Source organism: Mycobacterium sp. TH-M25 (assembly GCF_057473665.1).
The window spans coordinates 1-14247 of sequence record NZ_JBYCLA010000025.1; the positions used below are offsets into that span (position 1 = coordinate 1).

Sequence of the window (14247 nt, forward strand, 5' to 3'; positions counted from 1 at the left end):
ACCTGCCGCGGCGTGGCATCCGGGCCGATGAGTCCGGTCACCACATGTCCGGAAAACAGCGCACGCAGCACCCGGTCGGTGAACTCCTGGGCATTGCCGAACGGCAGATGCGGCTTGGCGATCAACAGCGCGGCCACCCCGTGCGCGGCGCTCCACAATTCCAGGGCGACGCCGGATGCGTCACCGGCCGGGAGCACACCCTCGCCCATCAGTGCCCTGACAGTGGCACACAGGTACTCGAACGCCGACGCGGCGAGCGCGGCATCGACGACGCTGTTCGACCTCCACTCACCCATCGTCGCAATCCGGTACAGCTCGGGGTTCACCGTCGCGAACCCAACGTAGGCCAACAGCTGCGCACGCAGCACCTCGACGGTGTCCGTCTGCATCACCGACACCCGCTGCATTTCCTCGTCGAGCTTGTCGAAATAGCGTGCGCACACCGCATCCAGCAGCGCGTCCTTGTCGTGAAAGTGCAGATAGATCGACGGCGGCGTCACGCCCACACGTTCGGCCACCGAGCGGATCGACACGGCCTTGGCATGTCCGGCGTCGAGCAGCAGTTCGGTTGCGGCATTGAGAATTTCATCACGCAGCCGGTCGCCGGATCCGCGTGGCGCACGCCGCCTGCGAAGAGTCTCCGCGGATGGGTCAACGGCCATCGGCAACCATCGCGGCAGAATAGGCGGCCGCCACGGCCGGCTCCTCCTCGGCAGCTCGGTGCTTTCCCCCACCGGACGGCTCGGCCGGCGCCGGCAGCGCGTCCGACTCGCTGACCCCCACTCGTTCGTGCAGCCACCTCATCGGCGTGGGCGCCCACCAGCTCCAATGGCCCATGACGTGCATGAACGCCGGCACCAGGACCATCCGCACCAGCGTCGCGTCGGCCACCACCGCCAGGGTCAGACCGGTGCCGAACATCCGCATGAAGGAGACCTGCGCGGCGATCAACGCGGCGAACGATATCGACATCACCAGCGCGGCAGCGGTGACGACGCGACCGGTGCGGGCCAGCCCGAGCGCAACGCTCTCGTCGTTGTCGGCGCGCTTCGTTCGGGTGTCCGGTGGCACCGGATGAGAGGCGACCGCCGTCAACCAGTACTCACGAATTCTGGAGACCAGGAAGACTTCGTAGTCCATCGACAGTCCGAATGCGACGCAGAACAACAGCACCGGGATGTTGGCCACCACCGTGCCGGTCTGCGTGGTGCCCATCGCGGCGAGGTGGCCGTCCTGGAAGATCCACACCAGCGCACCGAACGCTGCCGTCAACGACAAAACATTGCACACCAGCGCCTTGAGTGGAAGTAACACACTGCCGGTGAGCAGGAACAGCAACGCGAAGGTGATGATGCCGATCAGACCGAGCACCAGCGGCAGACGAGCGGTGATCGCGTGCACGCTGTCGCGGTTGATCTGGGCCATCCCGGCCAGCTGAACCGATTGACCCGCGGGCCCGGGCACCGCATGCAACCGATCGAGCTGGGTGTCGGACGCATTCGAGAACAACGGCGCCGAGCTGGCCACCGTCAAGAACGCACTACCCTGAGCCATTCCGGTGGCCGCCGACGGTGGCCCGACCCGGTTGCCGCCGATGAACGTTCCGGTAGGCGCCGAGACCGCCGACACGTCGGCCACCCGTGACAGGTCGGCCGCGTAGCGGCTGAGGTCGCCCGGACGTACCCCTCGAACGTCCGGAAGGACAACAGACACCAAGGTCGCTGAGTCATCGGCGAATTCGTGACGCATCTGATCGCCAACGGCATGCGCCGAGGCCGACGCCGGCAGCACCCGGTCGTCGGGCATACCCCACTTCACCCCGAAGAACGGAAGTCCCAGCACCGCCAGCAGCGCGACGACCGCCAGGCCGGTCGGCACCGCTCGCCGAATCACGAATTTCGTGGAGCGGTACCAGAACAACTGCTCCACGGGCTTGCACACCGGGTCGGGCCGGCCGAGCAGCCGACGTCCCAGTCTGCGCACATCCAGCGCGTCCAGCCGGGGGCCGAGAACAACGATCGCCGCGGGTGTCACCACGATCGAGGCCACCGCGACGAAGGCCACCGTGGCCACCCCGGCATAGGCGAACGACTGCAGGAAATACATCGGGAAAAGGACCAGCACCGCCATCGACAACGCGACGGTGGTCGCCGAGAACAACACCGTCCGACCCGCGGTGGCCATGGTCCGAACCAGCGCCTTGTCGGGCTCAGCGCCGTCGGCCAACTCGTCGCGGTAGCGGCTGATGATCAGCAGCGTGTAATCGATGGCCAGGGCCAGGCCGAGGGCCATGCTGAGGTTCAGCGCGTAGGTAGACACGTCGGTGCCGAAGCTGATCAGCCGCAGCACCGACATCGACCCCACCAGGGCCAGCCCGCCCAGGCAGACCGGCAACGCCGCGGCCAGCAAACCGCCGAACACCCAGACCAGCACCAAAAAGCTCAGCGGAATCGCGAACGACTCCATCAGCAGCAGATCTCGCTCGTTCTGACGGGTGATCTGGTCGTAGACCATCGCCGCTCCGCCCGCACGAACCGTGACGCCGTCGCGATCATGCACGACGCGGCCGGCGATGTTCTTGGCGTAGCGCTGCGCGTAGTTCTCGCCGCCCTCGAGGTTCGCCACGATGAGCCCGGACTTGCCGTCCTTGCTCACCAGATCGGCAGCCAGCTGTCCGGGACCCGCCGCCGCGGGCCCGGTCCAGGCCGAGACGACGTTGTACACCCCGTCAGACCTTTGGACCTGCCCGACGATGTCGGCGGCGATGCGACGAGCTTGCGCACTTTGCGCACCCAACGGTGCAGTCACCAGGATGACCAGCTGCTGATCGCTCTGGCCGAACTTGTCGGTCAGTAGTTTCGTCGCCTGCGCCGACTCGGAGGCCGGGTCTTGGAAACCGCCCGCCGACAAACTCTTGGCCACCGGAAGGCCGAAGACCCCGGCCGCGACCAGAACCATGACGGCAGCTGCCAGTATCCGCCGCGGCCTTGCGATGGCAAGGTAGGCGATCCGCTGCAGCATCGGTGGATCCTCCGGTTCGCTATGGTTGATAACTTATCGGCGATAAGTCGAGTGGGCGACGCCCAGGCCGCCGTCTACGCCCGATTAGTGTGGACGAAAGCGATACCGGCGCGGTTCGAATCTCGTCCGACAAACAGGACATTTGCCGAGCATATGTGGTTGCACGTCTGCCCAATAGGTTACTTCCAAGCATCCGGACGGGACGTCCAGCCAGGGAGGCCTTACTGGGCGGTAACAATTGCCACGATTTTCCGAATCGTGACTCAAAGATTCCTTAAATGTTGCCCTTACGATCAGCTTTATGTGGATCGATGACTCCAGTGCCGACGTGATCAAAGTTGATTTCGAGGCTCTCTACCACGGTGACTTCCTGGTCGAGGGCGAGTGCTCGGAGCAGCTCGAAGACGGACACCTGTTACCCAACGCGAGCTGACCCGCAGCGGTTAATGCTCCGCTTGCGGCGAGGCGTGGTTCGGGGACGTCGTAAGCCTCGGTTTCACCTTTGGAAATTCGCTAGGGCTTTTTCGTGACTTTCGGCGCGAACGTCGACTTGTTGGGCCGAATCGGCGATTTCGCCCCGACAACTCGACGTTCGACGGAGGGGACGTGACCGCGTCAGGTCGGCGAGCCGACCTACTGGTTCGCCGGGACTACACCCAGTCGGCCAGCACCGCTTCGGTGTCGGCTCCCGGCTGACCGGGCGGCTTGGGCCGGCCCGGCTGCGAACGGGAGAACCGCGGCGCCGGCAGCGGCTGCAGCCCGTTACCGGCTTGGTAGAAGGTGTTGCGCTCGGTGATGTGCGGCTCGGTGTCGACCTCGCCGAAGGCCAGCACCGGGGTGACGCAGGCATCGGAATCGGCGAAGACCTTGGCCCAGTGTTCGCGGTCCTTGGCGGCGAACGTCTCGGTGAACGTCGCGCGTAGCTCAGGCCAGCGGCTGCGGTCGTTCTGCCCCGGCAGGCCTTGGGGATCGAGACCGAGTCCGGCCAGCATCGCCGCGTAGAACTGGGGCTCAATCGCACCCACCGAGACATAACGGCCGTCGGCGCATTCGTAGGTGTCGTAGTAGGGCGCACCGGTGTCGAGCAGGTTCGTGCCGCGCTCGTCGGTCCACAGCCCCAACGCCCGCATTCCCCACATCATCTGCACCAACACCGACGAGCCGTCGACCATCGCGGCGTCAACGACCTGCCCCTTACCGGAGGTCTGCCGCTCGAAAAGCGCCGACAAAACCCCGAGCAGCAAAAACATCGATCCGCCGCCGAAGTCGCCGACCAGGTTCAGCGGCGGAACCGGCCGCTCGCCCGCCCTGCCGATGGCGTGCAGCACGCCGTTGAGCGAGATGTAGTTGATGTCGTGGCCGGCTTGCTTGCTGCGCGGGCCGGTCTGCCCCCAGCCGGTCATCCGGCCGTAGATCAGCCGCTCGTTGACCTTGGCGCAGTCCTGCGGGCCCAGGCCCATCCGTTCGGTGACGCCCGGCCGGTAGCCCTCGATCAGCACGTCGGCTTTGGCGACGAGCCGGAGCACCAGATCGCGACCCTCGTCGGACTTCAGGTCGGCGATGACGAAGCGCCGGTTGCGCAGCATCGGGTCGGAGCCGCTGGTGCCGGGCCGGTCGATACGCACGACGTCGGCACCGAGATCGCCGAGAATCATCGCGGCGTGCGGGCCCGGCCCGATTCCGGCGAGTTCGATGACTCGCAAACCTGTCAGCGGACCCGCCATCTCAACCGACCTCTCTGTCGACAACCGTCGCCACCATCGTTCTTGCATCTTGACAGTCGCCCCGAATACGCCTGCACCCGGTGGCTAACGTGGCGATCGCAAGCGCGGCCCAGCCGGGCGCAGCGGGTCGCCACCAAACTACAGTCGATCTCATGACAGCTATCGATTCCGGCGCCGACGCCCTGGCGCCCGTCGACGGGCTCCTTTTCGACATCTCCGAAGGCTTGTTGTCGGTGACTATCGACCGTCCGGACAGACTTAATTCGTTGACGATGCCGGTGTTGGCGGGACTCGCCGACACGATGGAGCAGGCTGCCAACGATCCGCGGGTCAAGGTCGTGCGGCTGGGCGGGGCGGGCCGCGGCTTCTGCTCCGGAGCCGGCATGAGCGCCGACGACGTGGACGGAGCCGCTCAAAGCGACGAGCTGATCCTGGCTGCCAACCGGGTGGCGCGGGCGATCACGGCGCTGCCACGCCCGGTCGTCGCGGTGGTCCACGGAGCGGCGGCCGGCGTCGGCGTCTCCATCGCCTTGGCCTGCGACCTGGTATTGGCTTCGGACAACGCGTTTTTCATGCTCGCATTCACCAAGATCGGCCTGATGCCCGACGGCGGCGCCTCGGCTCTGGTCGCGGCGGCGATCGGCAGGATCGGCGCGATGCGGATGGCACTACTCGCCGAGCGACTGCCCGCCGCCGACGCTCTGGCGGCTGGGTTGATCAGCGCGGTGTACCCGGCCCAGGAGTTTCAGGCCGAAGTGGACAAGGTGGTGGACCGGCTACTGTCCGGACCGGCGGTGGCGTTTGCCAAGACCAAGCAGGCCATCAACGCGGCCACGCTCACCGAGTTGGAGCCGAGCTTGCAGCGCGAACTCGAGGGTCAGGCGGTCCTGCTGAATTCGCCTGACTTCCGCGAGGGCGCAAGGGCTTTCCAGCAGCGCCGGACGCCCGCCTTCACGGACATCTGATTCCCCGGACATGTGATTTCCCGGACGTCTGGTTTCACAGGCCGAACAGCGGCGGCAATCCCAGAAAGACGACCAGCGTCCAGACGAAGTGGGTCAGGATCGGCGCCAGTACGCCGCCAGTAGCCCGACGCTCGAGCGCGCACACGGTGCCGAGGATGATGGCCGCGAACGCGAGCATGGGGTTCTGGCTGCTGGCCAGGGTCGCGACGACGTAAATCGCGGTCGAGATCAGCAACGGGCTATGCCGGCCGAGCGCGGTGTAGAGCGCGCCGCGGTAGAACAGCTCTTCGCCGACGGCGGCCAACAGCGCAATGGCCAAGGTCAACCGCCATGATCCCTGGTCGGTGTAGCGCAGCAACCGGGTGACGTACTCGGCGACCGCGGGAATCTCCCGGACGATCAGGCCGCCCGCGATGAAGATGCCGCCGAGCAACAGTCCAATCGTGGTGCCGCTGACCACGGGACGCTGATTGCGGCCGCGCCATCGCGCGCCACCGAGATGCAGTGGCCCAGAGACGAACGCGCCGACCGCCAACACACCCGCCAGCGCCAGCGTCCACCAGTAGAACGCCGGTTCGCCGGGATGCTTTTTCAGCGCCAACCCCAGCGAGGCGACACCGAGCACCAAGACAACCGCGACCACGACTCGCCGGCGCCGCACGACTCCGGGCGGTTCATTGTGCGGCACAGCGACATTGACAATGCCGCGGCGGATCTCTTCCAGAGTGCCGGGCTGGGTGTTCACGTCAGCCATTCCGCCGCTCCTGCTGCCTTCTGCGCGTCACACTGCCCCCGTTGATCGTCACTCGCGGATGCCATTCAATCGCACTTTCGGTGTGAGAGTGATCAAGATGTCGAGCCCGGCCCGAATCACACCGGCGATCGGGCCGGGGACGACGTCCACGAGTCCGAGACCGGGTCGCGCCATCGATGGAGTCACTATGCCCGCCAGTCGCCGCAGGCGCAGGGAATCGCCGCCGGCCCAAACCGGGTCGCTGTCGGCGAGGTGATGCGGATCGGCGAGCGCGTTGACCGGGCGGGGCCGATGATTCGACAGCGCGCGGCCAATGGCGTCCTCGATCGACAGCAGGCCATCTGGCGGATCGGGAACCAGCTCACGCAGGCCGGGGCCACTGGCCTTCATGGGATAATCCAGCGACTCAACCAGGTCCGCGGCCAGCCCGTCGGGCACCGGCAGCGCCAGCGCGGTCACCCACGATGCCAGCGTGGTGCCGATCCCCCGCACCGGCAGTCCGGCGTGCCACGTGCCGGAAATCCGGGCATAGGTCGTCAGCAACTCGCCATACGAGGTGGAGTCCGGCCCGGCGATGTCGTAGGCACCCGCGGGAACCAGTGCTGCGTCACCGGCCGCGACGAGATAGTGCAGCACGTCGCGGATGGAGATCGGGTCGATCGGGTTGTTCATCCACCTCGGCGTCGGGACCACTGGGAAGCGGTCACCGACGTAGCGCAGCATCTCGAACGACGTCGAGCCCGCGCCGAGAATAATCGCGGCGCCCAGCCAGACCACTTCGGCGCCCCCGGCGATGTTCAGCGCGTCGGCCACCTCGGCCCGGCTGGTCAAGTGTTCGGACAGTTCTTCGCCCGCGGGAACGAAGCCGCCGAGGTAGACGATGCGGCGCACGCCCGCAGCTTGGGCGGCCGCGGCGACATGTGCCGCCGCAGCGCGGTCGTCATCGCGAAAACCGGGCTGACCGATGGCGTGGACCAAGTAGTACAGGACGTCGACCGCCCCGGCTTCGGCCAGCGCGGCCCGCGCGGAGTCGGCGTCGGCGGCGTTCAGCTTGACCGCAGTGACGTCGTCGACCCATCCGAAACCGGTCAGTCGCGCCGGGTCGCGAGTGGCCGCCAGCACCTGGTGTCCCGCCGCCAGCAGCGCTGTGACCAGCCGTGATCCCACATATCCGGTTGCGCCGGTCACCAAAATACGCACAGGCTCAGCCTACCGATCGGGAGGATTGCGGACGTCGTGTTCAGTTGTTGACCGTTGCCCGGCCGGGCAAACCGGCGTTTTCGCGGTCGATTTTCAATCGATAGACCTCCCCGCGTACAATCCGGCGAAGTGGCGCTGTGGTCCAATTATCCGGATTGAACGAAGTGGGGGTGCCCAGGGTGACTACCACTGACAAACGCGTGCAGTGTCGTCCCGTGACGACAGGTACGCCCGAATGGCACAACGTGAGGGCACGATGACGGCCCCCGCCATCGCGGCCGTCGCCGTCGAGTTTCCGCGCCATCAGGTATCGCAGGCCGAGGCGATGTCCGGTCTGACCGGGTTCGGCGGCCCCGAGTTCGACCGTTTCGGAGCCAGCGCAGGAGTGGAGCGGCGCAGGATTGCGATACCGCTTCCCAACTACGGCGAGTTGAGCGGTTTCACCGAGGCCAACGACATCTTCATCGAGACGGCGTTGGCGCTCGGCGAGCGCGCGATCCTGGCGGCACTGGCCGCGGCGCAGGTCAAGCCCGAAGAGGTCGACGTCGTGTTCTCCACGACCGTCACTGGCCTGGCAGTGCCCACCCTGGAAGCCCGGTTGGCGACGCGCCTCGGCATGCGACCCGACGTCAAGCGGGTACCGCTGTTCGGTCTGGGTTGTGTGGCCGGTGCCGCGGGCGTGGCTCGCATGCACGACTACCTGTTGGCTTTCCCGGATCACGTGTCGGTGCTGCTGGCCGTCGAACTGTGCTCGCTGACACTGCAGCGCGACGACTACTCCGTCGCAAACCTGGTGGCCGCCAGCCTCTTCGGTGACGGGGCGGCCGCCGTCGTCGCCAAGGGGGCCGCCCGTGAGTCGGCCGGACCCACGGTGCGCGCAACCCGCAGCCGGATCTACCCCGACACCGAGGACGTGATGGGCTGGGATATCGGCAGCAATGGGTTCAAGATCAAGCTCTCCACCGAGGTGGCAACCGTCGCCGAAAAATATGTGGGAGACGACGTCCGCGACTTCCTGAGCGATCACGGCCTGACGCCCGACGACATCTCGACCTGGGTATGCCACCCCGGTGGCCCGAAAGTGATCGAAGCGATCGAGAACACCCTCGATCTGCCGCCGAATGCCATGGCGCATACCCGTAACTCATTGCGCGAGAACGCGAATCTGTCGTCGGTGTCGGTGCTGGATGTGCTCAGCAGGAACATGGCCGATCCGCCGGCGCCGGGCTCGTTCGGGCTGATGATTGCGATGGGTCCGGCGTTCTGCTCGGAACTCGTGCTGCTCGGTTGGTAGCGCTGGGCCGCGGCGTGGCCGTCGGGTTTTGGCCGCACGGAAACGGGCGGGCCATTCGAGTGCCGCTCGGCGAACCTGAAGGCGGGAACGCGCCGCGATCGACGTTGTTTATCCCGCAAGCGGTTTCTGCGCCGCTCCAACGTATTCTCCCAGGTATCCGCCGCCGAGCCAGCTTCGCGCGTTGGTGAGTTCGAAGATCAGGCCACCGAGATCACGCTTGCGAACCGAGCGCGCCACGGCGAATGGGTTCAACCTGGTGGTGTATTCAAGTCCGGCGATGGCCGACGCCTCGGGCTGCCCACGCTTGGGCAACAGCTGGTAACCGACGTCTTCGAGAAGTTGGGAGAGCTCGGCCGGCCGCGGGAAACGGCGGAAGTCGTGGATGGACTTGTACAGCCCGAACACGAACAACGGACCGATGGTGACGAAGGACAGCCAGGTGTACAGATTCCGGTCGGGCGCGACGTAGAACACCCGGCCACCGGGCTTGAGTGCACGATGGATGTTCGCAAGGACCTCGCGGTGTTCCCCGCAGTGGTCGAATATCCCGTGTATGTAGACGACATCGAACTGCTCGGTGGCAAGCACGTCCCGATCCCGGATGTCCCCGACAGTGAATCGAACGCTTGCCATCTCGGCGAAGTATCGCCGCGCCGCCCGAATGGCCTTGTAGTCGACGTCGAAGCCATCGATATCCCAGTCCCGCAGCTCCGGGCAGGTCGTGAGCAAGCCGGGAATGAGCTTGCCGCTGCCGCAGCCGGCCACCGCTATCCGCGAGCGCCCGGAACCCGTGGACTCGGGTAAATAGTCCCGCAAGAACTGCCACGCGGCCTGGTCGATCTTGCTGACGAGCTGTCCGGTGAACTCCCACTGCGCGCTGGTCTCGACTTGGGAGAAGTAGCGCACGCCACGTTCAATTGTCCCGTTGTGCACACCCATGAGGAGCTTGTCCAACCAGGAATAGCGGTAATTCGGCTCGCCACTGGCCTCGTTGCGCCGCTCGCGGTCGAGGAAGTCGAAGTATGCGCGTTCCTCGGCGTCGAGCGGGGCGGTCCATGACGGCGCCCGGAGCAACACACGCTCACGGATCCATGAATCGACGACCCGGCTGTACAGGTCCGTCTCGAACAGCATGAGCTGGTGGCCGCCGCCGGGCATCACAAAGAGGTCCTTGGGTCCGCCGACGCGCTCGAAGCAGGCCCGGACGTGCCCGGGGTCGACGACTTCGTCGTTCTCGCCGCAGGCAATCAAGACAGGTTTGGTATTCGTCCCGGACGGCTCGGCCGGGGTGTAGTTGAACACCGAGTGATAACTTTTGAAGCCGTACGACCACACAAAGTGGGGGTCGGCAAGCTTCTACGGCAGCAGGTCTGGGTCCTCCTGATAGGCGGCTTTAAAGTCGATGAACCACCTCAGTGGGACGCGCACCCGGTCACCGAGAGCCCGAGCGAGATGCCCGACCCAGGGTGAGCGCATCACTCGAATCGCCCTGCTCATCTGCAGTTCGTCGTTCAGTAAGACATTCATGCACACAGCCCCGGCCACGCGCGGGCAGCGGGCGAGTGCCTGGAATGCGATCTCGCCGCCCTGGCTTGCGCCGTGCAGCACGACCGGAAGGCCGGTCCGCTCCGCCGCGTGTCCGGATACGGAACGAACGTCCTCGAGGAAGTCTTCGAAGGTGAACACGCCCGGAGGGCCAGGGGTGCGCCCGTGGCCAGTCAGGTCGAATGCCCAGACCGTCGCCGGAAAGTGTCGCCGGAATTTCTCGGCGAAATCGTGGTAGACCTCGCTGTATCCTGCGGTGCCATGCACCAAGACCAGCGTGTACTCAGCGTTGGGATGCTCGTAGCGCCTCAGGAAAAGAGGCTTGCCTTTACTGCCGGCAACCCACCCGTCGACTGGCGCATCGAACGCACTTTCAGGTTTGACAGTGGCCATGACCCTCGACGTCGGTCTCAGTGGCGGGGCGCAAACCTTCGATGAAGCAGGTCGTCAATTGGACCCCCTTGTCTTTCGTCGCGACCCCACGTTACCGTAGCTGACCGGTTAATACGTTGGCGTTGGGCGGCGTTGCAGGGTTATGCAACCGCCGTCACCGCGCAGGGCGTCGCCGTTGTCGGTGCGCGAGAAGGGTCGAGCAACACCGTGGCGCGAGGCAGACGGGTCACCCTCACTTTCGACAACGGCCCGACGCCCGGTGTAACCGACCAGGTTCTCGACGTACTGGCCGAGAGGTCACTGCGGGCGATCTTTTTCGTCGTCGCCAACCGCGTCGACAAGGAGCCAGCCGCGCATGCCCTACTCACACGAATGGTTCGTAATTGCCACCAGGTGGGTAATCACTCGATGTCTCACGGCCGGCCGCTGGGCGAGCTGTGCGAGCAGGAAACGATCACCGAAATCACTGCGGCACACCATGTTTTACGTGAATTCATCGGCGAAAGCTTCCTCTTTCGCCCTTGGGGCACCGAGGGGCAGCTCGACCGCAGGTGCCTCAACCGCACAGCGGTCGATTATCTGATCAGCGGAAACCATACCTGCGTGTTATGGAACAGCGTCCCGGGCGATTGGGCAGACCCAGCCGGATGGGTCGATCGCGCGCTGACCGATATCCGGTCGCGGGCACACACGGTCTTGGTGATCCACGACGTGCCGTCCGGGGCCATGGGCGAACTACCCCGCTTTCTCGACGAGCTGGACGACAACGGGATCGCGGTGACTGACGAGCTGCCCACCGAGTGCGTGCCGATCCTCGACGGCCGCATCGTCAGCCCCGTCGACCACCTGATGCCGCCCGACTATTGATTACCGCGCTTTCCAGACCGGTGGACGTTTCTCCGCGAAAGCCAACGGTCCTTCTTTGGCGTCCTCCGTGCGTAACAGCGTGCCGAACTCGCGCGCGGTGCGGGCCCAGCCGGACTCCTCGTCGGGGATGACGCCGTCATCAGCACCACACGCGATCCGCTTGCTGGCCTGCACCGACAGCGGCGCGTTGACGGTGATCCGGTTGGCCAGCGCCAGTGCGGCTTCCAGCACGGTGCCGTTGGGAACCACCTCGTTGATCAACCCCCAGTCGGCGGCCTCGGTGGCGCTGATCGGCTCACCGGAGAGCAGCATCTGCATGCCGACCATGCGGGGAAACTGCTGTGCGCTGCGGAACACGCCACCGGCGCCGGCCAGCAGGCCCACCTTGACCTCCGGCAGACCGAACTGCGCGCGCTCCTCGGCCACCACCAGGTCGCTGGCCAGCGCCAGCTCGGTCCCACCACCCAGCGCGGTGCCGTTGACCGCGGCGATCGTCGGCTTGTCGATGAAGTGGCGGACGTAGCCGGCGAAACCCCACTCGCCGTGATCGGGGTGATACAGGTTCTCCCGGCGCGCGATCGCCTTGAGATCGGCTCCGGCACAAAAAGACCGGTCCCCCGCCCCGGTGATCACCACCGCGCGGATCTGCGTATCCCGCTGCGCCTGTTCTAGCGCGTCACCGACCCCGACGCTGACCGCGCCGTTGACGCAGTTGCGCGCCTCGGGCCGGTTGATGGTGATGACGAGGACGTCGTCACGGCGCTCGGTGAGCACCGCAGCATCGGTCACAGCAGCTCCACGATGGTGGCGTTGGCCTGGCCACCACCCTCGCACATGGTCTGCAGTCCGTAACGAATTCCCTTGTCCCGCATGTGGTAAAGCATCGTGGTCATGATCCGGGCACCGGATCCGCCGAGCGGGTGGCCGAGCGCGATCGCACCGCCGTTGGGGTTGAGTTTCTTCTCGTCGGCACCGATGTCCTTCAACCACGCCAGCGGTACCGGCGCGAACGCCTCGTTGACCTCGAACACGCCGATGTCTTCCAGCTTCAGACCCGAGCGCTTGAGCGCCTTCTGCGTCGCGGGGATCGGCGCGGTCAACATGATCACCGGGTCGGCCCCGGCTAGGACGGCGGTGTGCACTTTGGCAATCGGGTTGAGCTTCAACTCTTTCGCCTTCTCGGCCGACATGATCAGCAGTGCGGCCGAACCGTCGGAGATCTGGCTGGAGTTACCGGCGTGGATCACGCCGTCTTCCTTGAAGGCCGGCTTGAGCTGCGCCATCTTCTCGATCGGCGTGCCGCGGCGAATGCCCTCGTCCTTGAGCACCGGATTGCCGTCCTGGTCCTTGATCGCGACAATCTGGTCATCGAAGGCACCGGAATCTTGTGCAGCCGCGGCTTTTTCGTGCGAGCCGAGGGAGAACTCGTCGACCGCGGTCCGGTCGAAGCCCCACTGCTCGGCGATCATCTCTGCACCGATGCCCTGGTTCGGGATCTGGCCGTGATAGCGGTCCAGGAACGTCTGGGAGAAGGGCCGCCCGCCGTTGGCCAGCGAGGAGCCCATCGGGGTCCGCGACATCGATTCCACACCGCCGGCGACGACGACGTCATAGTGCCCGGCGACCACACCGGCGGCGGCGAAGTGGATCGACTGCTGGCTGGACCCGCACTGCCGGTCGACGGTGACACCGGGGACCGTCTCGGGCCACCCGGCTGTCAGCAGCGCGGTGCGGGCGATGTCGAGGCTTTGTTCACCGGCCTGCATGACGCAGCCCCAGATCACGTCGTCGACGAGCGCCGGGTCGATGCCGGCCTTCTGGACGAGGCCATTGAGCACCTGCGCGGACAGGTCGGCGGCGTGGACGCCGGAAAGGCCGCCATTCCGTTTCCCGACCGGTGAACGAACTGCCTCGACGATAACGGCTTCGGCCATGGCATATCTCCTTCTACCTTGAGGTTCTGTTCCGATTGTTGACCAACCACTTAGTTGGGTCGCCGCCGGGGTGCCCTACCGGTAAGTAACGTCAAAGACACGCTGCGCACGGTCATCGTCGGCGGCCACGGAAAGGTCACCCTGCATGACGTACCCATCGCCGACGCGCTGTCTGCCGTCGGCGAGTAACCTCGCCCTCGCAGTCGGTTTGCCGGTTCCGTGTGGAGCCGGCACCGAACCCAGCATGTTAGTTGTGCTCGGTAAGAGGGAACCCGGTGTGAGTCCGGGACTGTCCCGCAGCGGTATGCAGGAACGAACGTCGTCTATAAGCACTGGTCGCAGGACCGGGAAGCGACGGCTAGTAGGAGCACCACCCGGTGGTGCATGCCTGTGAGTCCGAAGACCTGCCGACTGTGCCGGGCGCGCCGCGCCTGGCGGCTCACCGCCTCGTGGAATGGGCGTCTGGCCGTAACGGTTGCAGTGGCTGTGTGCGCTGCGCCGGACCGGTTGTGCGTCCGCTGGCGGTGACCACCCCGTCGATCGAAGGACG

Annotated in this window: 14 protein-coding genes and 1 riboswitch; of the genes, 5 read left to right on the plus strand and 9 right to left on the minus strand. The window is 65.8% G+C overall.

Annotated features, from left to right (window positions below; genetic code table 11):
* On the minus strand, nucleotides 1–662 hold a 662-nt coding region (locus AC2VOU_RS00880), incomplete at its 3' end, for a TetR/AcrR family transcriptional regulator (protein WP_486955652.1).
* The gene (locus tag AC2VOU_RS00885; RefSeq protein ID WP_486955653.1) at nucleotides 652–3021 is read right to left on the minus strand and encodes an MMPL family transporter; all 2370 of its coding nucleotides are present in this window, start codon (nucleotides 3019–3021) and stop codon (nucleotides 652–654) included. The genes AC2VOU_RS00880 and AC2VOU_RS00885, both read right to left, overlap by 11 nt.
* A 301-nt stretch (nucleotides 3022–3322) precedes the next feature.
* Between AC2VOU_RS00885 and AC2VOU_RS00890 the strand changes: the two genes are divergently transcribed.
* The gene (locus AC2VOU_RS00890) at nucleotides 3323–3454 is read left to right on the plus strand and encodes a hypothetical protein (protein WP_255361332.1); all 132 of its coding nucleotides are present in this window, start codon (nucleotides 3323–3325) and stop codon (nucleotides 3452–3454) included.
* A 217-nt stretch (nucleotides 3455–3671) separates the two neighbouring features.
* Here the strand turns inward: AC2VOU_RS00890 and AC2VOU_RS00895 are convergent, their stop codons facing one another.
* On the minus strand, nucleotides 3672–4745 hold the full coding sequence (locus AC2VOU_RS00895; RefSeq protein ID WP_486955654.1) for a CaiB/BaiF CoA transferase family protein: 1074 nt from the start codon (nucleotides 4743–4745) through the stop codon (nucleotides 3672–3674).
* Nucleotides 4746–4897: 152 nt separating this feature from the next.
* Between AC2VOU_RS00895 and AC2VOU_RS00900 the strand changes: the two genes are divergently transcribed.
* Nucleotides 4898–5710 carry an enoyl-CoA hydratase gene (locus AC2VOU_RS00900; RefSeq protein WP_486955655.1) on the plus strand — a complete coding sequence of 271 codons (813 nt, stop codon included), beginning with the start codon at nucleotides 4898–4900 and terminating at the stop codon, nucleotides 5708–5710.
* Between the two features lie 34 nt (nucleotides 5711–5744).
* Here AC2VOU_RS00900 and AC2VOU_RS00905 read toward each other — a convergent pair whose 3' ends face one another.
* Both AC2VOU_RS00905 and AC2VOU_RS00910 read right to left on the minus strand, forming a co-directional pair.
* Entirely contained in the window at nucleotides 5745–6464 is a 720-nt protein-coding gene (locus AC2VOU_RS00905) for a CPBP family intramembrane glutamic endopeptidase (RefSeq protein ID WP_486955656.1), read from the minus strand.
* Nucleotides 6465–6512: 48 nt separating this feature from the next.
* Nucleotides 6513–7664, minus strand: a complete 1152-nt coding sequence (locus AC2VOU_RS00910; protein ID WP_486955657.1) for an NAD(P)H-binding protein — start codon at nucleotides 7662–7664, stop codon at nucleotides 6513–6515.
* A gap of 256 nt (nucleotides 7665–7920) precedes the next feature.
* Between AC2VOU_RS00910 and AC2VOU_RS00915 the strand changes: the two genes are divergently transcribed.
* Nucleotides 7921–8958, plus strand: coding sequence for a type III polyketide synthase (locus AC2VOU_RS00915; protein ID WP_486955658.1), 1038 nt, complete (start codon nucleotides 7921–7923; stop codon nucleotides 8956–8958).
* A 108-nt stretch (nucleotides 8959–9066) separates the two neighbouring features.
* Here AC2VOU_RS00915 and AC2VOU_RS00920 read toward each other — a convergent pair whose 3' ends face one another.
* Both AC2VOU_RS00920 and AC2VOU_RS00925 read right to left on the minus strand, forming a co-directional pair.
* Complete coding sequence (locus tag AC2VOU_RS00920) at nucleotides 9067–10260, minus strand: class I SAM-dependent methyltransferase (protein WP_486955659.1); 1194 nt, start codon at nucleotides 10258–10260, stop codon at nucleotides 9067–9069.
* A gap of 54 nt (nucleotides 10261–10314) precedes the next feature.
* A complete protein-coding gene (locus AC2VOU_RS00925) occupies nucleotides 10315–10896 on the minus strand; it encodes an alpha/beta hydrolase (protein ID WP_486955660.1) in 582 nt (193 codons plus the stop codon).
* A gap of 207 nt (nucleotides 10897–11103) precedes the next feature.
* Here AC2VOU_RS00925 and AC2VOU_RS00930 point away from each other — a divergent pair, with 207 nt between their 5' ends.
* On the plus strand, nucleotides 11104–11763 hold the full coding sequence (locus tag AC2VOU_RS00930; RefSeq protein ID WP_486955661.1) for a polysaccharide deacetylase family protein: 660 nt from the start codon (nucleotides 11104–11106) through the stop codon (nucleotides 11761–11763).
* On the opposite strand, the gene AC2VOU_RS00935 is transcribed toward AC2VOU_RS00930, so the two are convergent.
* Both AC2VOU_RS00935 and AC2VOU_RS00940 read right to left on the minus strand, forming a co-directional pair.
* Entirely contained in the window at nucleotides 11764–12552 is a 789-nt protein-coding gene (locus AC2VOU_RS00935; RefSeq protein ID WP_486955662.1) for an enoyl-CoA hydratase-related protein, read from the minus strand.
* Complete coding sequence (locus AC2VOU_RS00940) at nucleotides 12549–13697, minus strand: thiolase family protein (RefSeq protein ID WP_486955663.1); 1149 nt, start codon at nucleotides 13695–13697, stop codon at nucleotides 12549–12551. Before AC2VOU_RS00940 ends, AC2VOU_RS00935 begins: the two co-directional genes overlap by 4 nt.
* Nucleotides 13698–13751: 54 nt before the next feature.
* Between AC2VOU_RS00940 and AC2VOU_RS00945 the strand changes: the two genes are divergently transcribed.
* Nucleotides 13752–13886 (plus strand): hypothetical protein, encoded by a 135-nt coding sequence (locus tag AC2VOU_RS00945; protein WP_486955664.1) that lies wholly within the window; start codon nucleotides 13752–13754, stop codon nucleotides 13884–13886.
* 22 nt (nucleotides 13887–13908) lie between these two features.
* Nucleotides 13909–14123, plus strand: a riboswitch (cobalamin riboswitch).
* The last annotated feature ends 124 nt before the right edge of the window (nucleotides 14124–14247 follow it).